Source organism: Paraglaciecola sp. (assembly GCF_030730205.1).
Classification (GTDB): Bacteria; Pseudomonadota; Gammaproteobacteria; order Enterobacterales; family Alteromonadaceae; genus Paraglaciecola.
The window spans coordinates 1-2,988 of record NZ_JANQVQ010000179.1; the positions used below are offsets into that span (position 1 = coordinate 1).

The 2,988-nt window shown below is 40.7% G+C and carries 5 protein-coding genes; 3 read left to right on the forward strand and 2 right to left on the reverse strand.

Annotation, left to right across the window (positions count from 1 at the left end):
- Positions 1–108 precede the first annotated feature (108 nt).
- The 3 genes from NWQ57_RS12340 to NWQ57_RS12350 all read left to right on the forward strand — a co-directional run bounded on the left by NWQ57_RS12340 (position 109) and on the right by NWQ57_RS12350 (position 1,751).
- Positions 109–315 carry a ParD-like family protein gene (locus NWQ57_RS12340; protein WP_306022450.1) on the forward strand — a complete coding sequence of 69 codons (207 nt, stop codon included), beginning with the start codon at positions 109–111 and terminating at the stop codon, positions 313–315.
- 1 nt (position 316) lies between these two features.
- Positions 317–1,093, forward strand: a complete 777-nt coding sequence (gene map, locus NWQ57_RS12345) for a type I methionyl aminopeptidase (RefSeq protein WP_306022451.1) — start codon at positions 317–319, stop codon at positions 1,091–1,093.
- Positions 1,094–1,436: 343 nt separating this feature from the next.
- On the forward strand, positions 1,437–1,751 hold the full coding sequence (locus NWQ57_RS12350; protein ID WP_306022452.1) for a DUF1840 domain-containing protein: 315 nt from the start codon (positions 1,437–1,439) through the stop codon (positions 1,749–1,751).
- A gap of 264 nt (positions 1,752–2,015) precedes the next feature.
- On the opposite strand, the gene NWQ57_RS12355 is transcribed toward NWQ57_RS12350, so the two are convergent.
- Positions 2,016–2,216 carry a hypothetical protein gene (locus tag NWQ57_RS12355; protein WP_306022453.1) on the reverse strand — a complete coding sequence of 67 codons (201 nt, stop codon included), beginning with the start codon at positions 2,214–2,216 and terminating at the stop codon, positions 2,016–2,018.
- A gap of 9 nt (positions 2,217–2,225) precedes the next feature.
- On the reverse strand, positions 2,226–2,988 hold a 763-nt coding region (locus tag NWQ57_RS12360), incomplete at its 5' end, for a hypothetical protein (protein ID WP_306022454.1).

The window sequence follows — 2,988 nt, forward strand, 5'->3', positions numbered from 1 at the left end:
GCTAGGTAGAAACAGCGCTGCATTCCCTTATATAGCCGTATTAAATGATTGTAAATTAAAAGCAAATACTATACGGTTAATATATAAATCATATATAGGTTATATAGTATGGGAATCATCAAAATATCCGACGAAATTCACGACGAATTACGCAAAAACTGTCATGTTATGTCGCGGTCAATTAATGCTCAGGCTGAGTTTTGGATAAAAATGGGCCGTTTAGCTGAGCTTAATCCTACCCTAACTTTTTCAGAACTTATTGTGAACGAACTGGCAAATGCCAACGTTGATAAAGTACTAAAAGTCGTGAAATAGCATGCAGGTAAATATCAAAACACCAAAAGAAATTGCGCTAATGCGTGAGTCAGGCCGATTGTTAGCAGAAGTGTTTCACATGTTAGACGACTTTGTGAAAGAAGGTATTTCGACCTTAGAAATCAACAACCAAGTCGACAGCTTTATTCGCAATAAATTACATGCAAGACCAGCAAGTGTAGGGCAATATGGTTATCAATATGCGCTTAATTCATCTGTCAACGAAGTTGTATGTCATGGCGTTCCACGGAACACCGCCATATTAAAATCACGAGATATCATCAATTTGGACATCACGCTTGAGAAGAATGGATTTATCGCAGACTCAAGTAAAATGTATCTAATGAGCGATGTTAATCCGCTGGCAAAACGTCTTGTAAAAACGACTTACGAAGCCATGTGGGCGGGTATCAAAAAAGTAAGACCTGGCGCAACATTGGGTGATATTGGCGCAGCAATACAGAAAATAGCAGAGAACAACGGCTACTCAGTCGTCAAAGAATTTTGTGGACATGGAATAGGTCGAGAAATGCATGAAGAGCCACAGATACTGCATTTTGGTAAGCCTGGCACTGGGCTTTGTTTGCAAGAAGGAATGACATTTACCATTGAGCCAATGATCAACCAAGGTAAGGCAAAAACAAAAACCAAAAAGGATAATTGGACGGTAATCACTGCTGATAAAAAACTCTCTTCGCAGTGGGAACATACCATTTTGGTAACACAAACAGGCTTTGAAGTTTTAACGCTTAGACAAGAAGAAACAAATCGAATCTAGTTAATATGTGCTTCAAAAGTGCCTGCCTACCAAGCTAGCTATCTTTCAGTTTGTGAGTAGTCACTAAGACTTCGTGCAATCGCTTCTAGAGCAAACCATTAAAATATCGAAAATATCGACTGCCTGCTGGTTTGCTAGAATTAGCCGATTGAAATAGTGTAATGTGCAAACATTGCCTTGTTAAATGAACCCCTTCAGCAAAGGCAGATTTTCTATTTTCATTGTATAAAACGTTCTCTTTTCCGCAGTCAGTAAAAATCAGCGAGGTAGCTGCAGTAAAAGGTTTTGATTAAGCGTACACTCGACTTACATTTATTGAGTAAGCCTTAGGAGTTAAATCATCATGTTAGTCATTTTTTCGAGTCAGGTTAGTGCCAACATCACTATGTTTGGCGATATAGCCGTACAATTGCTAAAAATGATGGGACATAGCGGTACCGTTCCTAGTGCCATACTAGCAAAAGATGTCCCAGCAGCGCTGGCAAATCTAGAAGCAGCACTAGGAGCAACAGAGCAACAATCCGAATCAGAAAAACCTGAAGACGAAAACGAAGAGACGTCTTTTGTCAGCCTTTCACACCGTGCTTTACCTTTAATCGATTTATTAAAGGCTGCAATCAAAGAAGACTGCAACGTACAGTGGACAAGCAACAATTAGCCCCGCAGCGCATCGTTAAAGTACAAAGATAGAACAAATAGGATCACCAACAAGGGCTAAGGGGTAAGTCACTTTCAGTGCACTCTCGCGCAACTAGATTAAGCGGCTTTTGGTCGAGTTTGTGCCAAAACTGGTCATACAGCGAATTGTCTGAAAATTTGAATATAGGTCGGCTATCGACCCAAAGCGGACCAAATAGCTTATCAGGTTGAACGGTATACTTGGTGACAAAAGAAACGTTTCAGCGAACCTGACCCCGCAGGTTTAAAGCGTAAAAATCGTACCAATCGCCATACCACAAACAAACACTAAACCAATGGCGTTAGGTGCTCCCGCTCCCCCCGCAAAAATCAGCGGTGTATGTCCCCAGCAATAGGTAATGCGGTGCAGTGAATGGCCACGCGAACAAATAGAGCGGGAAAGAAGCGTTGTGTCAGTAATAATGTTCATCATTACTACTGACACTCTCACTGACTAATAGGCGAGGTTAGTGACGTTGATGTCTGCCCTATTGTGTTGGCTTATCAAGGGCGCTTCAGTAAGACTCCTCATTTGTTCTGTCGTTAATTGAATGGGGTTGATGGACACCTTTCCTTTTTTAACGAGCATTAACTCGTTATGTAATTGGGCTTTAACTTTTTCGAACAAAGCGAGCAGTAATATATCCTCCTCCGATACGTCTTGTTTTTGTGCGTTAATTTGCTCTGCTAATTTTTTGTAAGCACTATGACTCGGGGTTACAGCTGTCACTGATATTGCATGGCCCAATACCCGCTGTGTTTTTGGGTCAAGAAGGGTGATTTCGAATTCACCTCGTAAGTATTGTTTAGTACCAAAAGCACTTGGCATAGCAATCGTTACTTTTCTTGGCGTTGCTCCTCCAACGTCATCTTTTGATGGGCTAAGTCCAGTACCCTTAGCAACGGCACCTCTATTATAATTGGAACCACTTCTAGAATATTCAGAAGTATTTCTATAAATACGATTGGCACCACGAGAATAACGCTCCATTGCCTTCACGTCGATTTGAACAATTAAATTTTGATTGATACTCGAATTAATTTGTTCTGGGCTGCTCGGTACATTTTTTGCTAAATCTTTTGTTAAGATGTATGTCTGTCCCGCTTGTTTTGCCAAATTCGATAAGGCCAGTGGTGTGCGCTGTTTCCATTCTTGATGTTCAGATTTTAGTTGTACTTGTTCGTTTACTATAAGTGAATAAGTGGCGTTTTTAAAA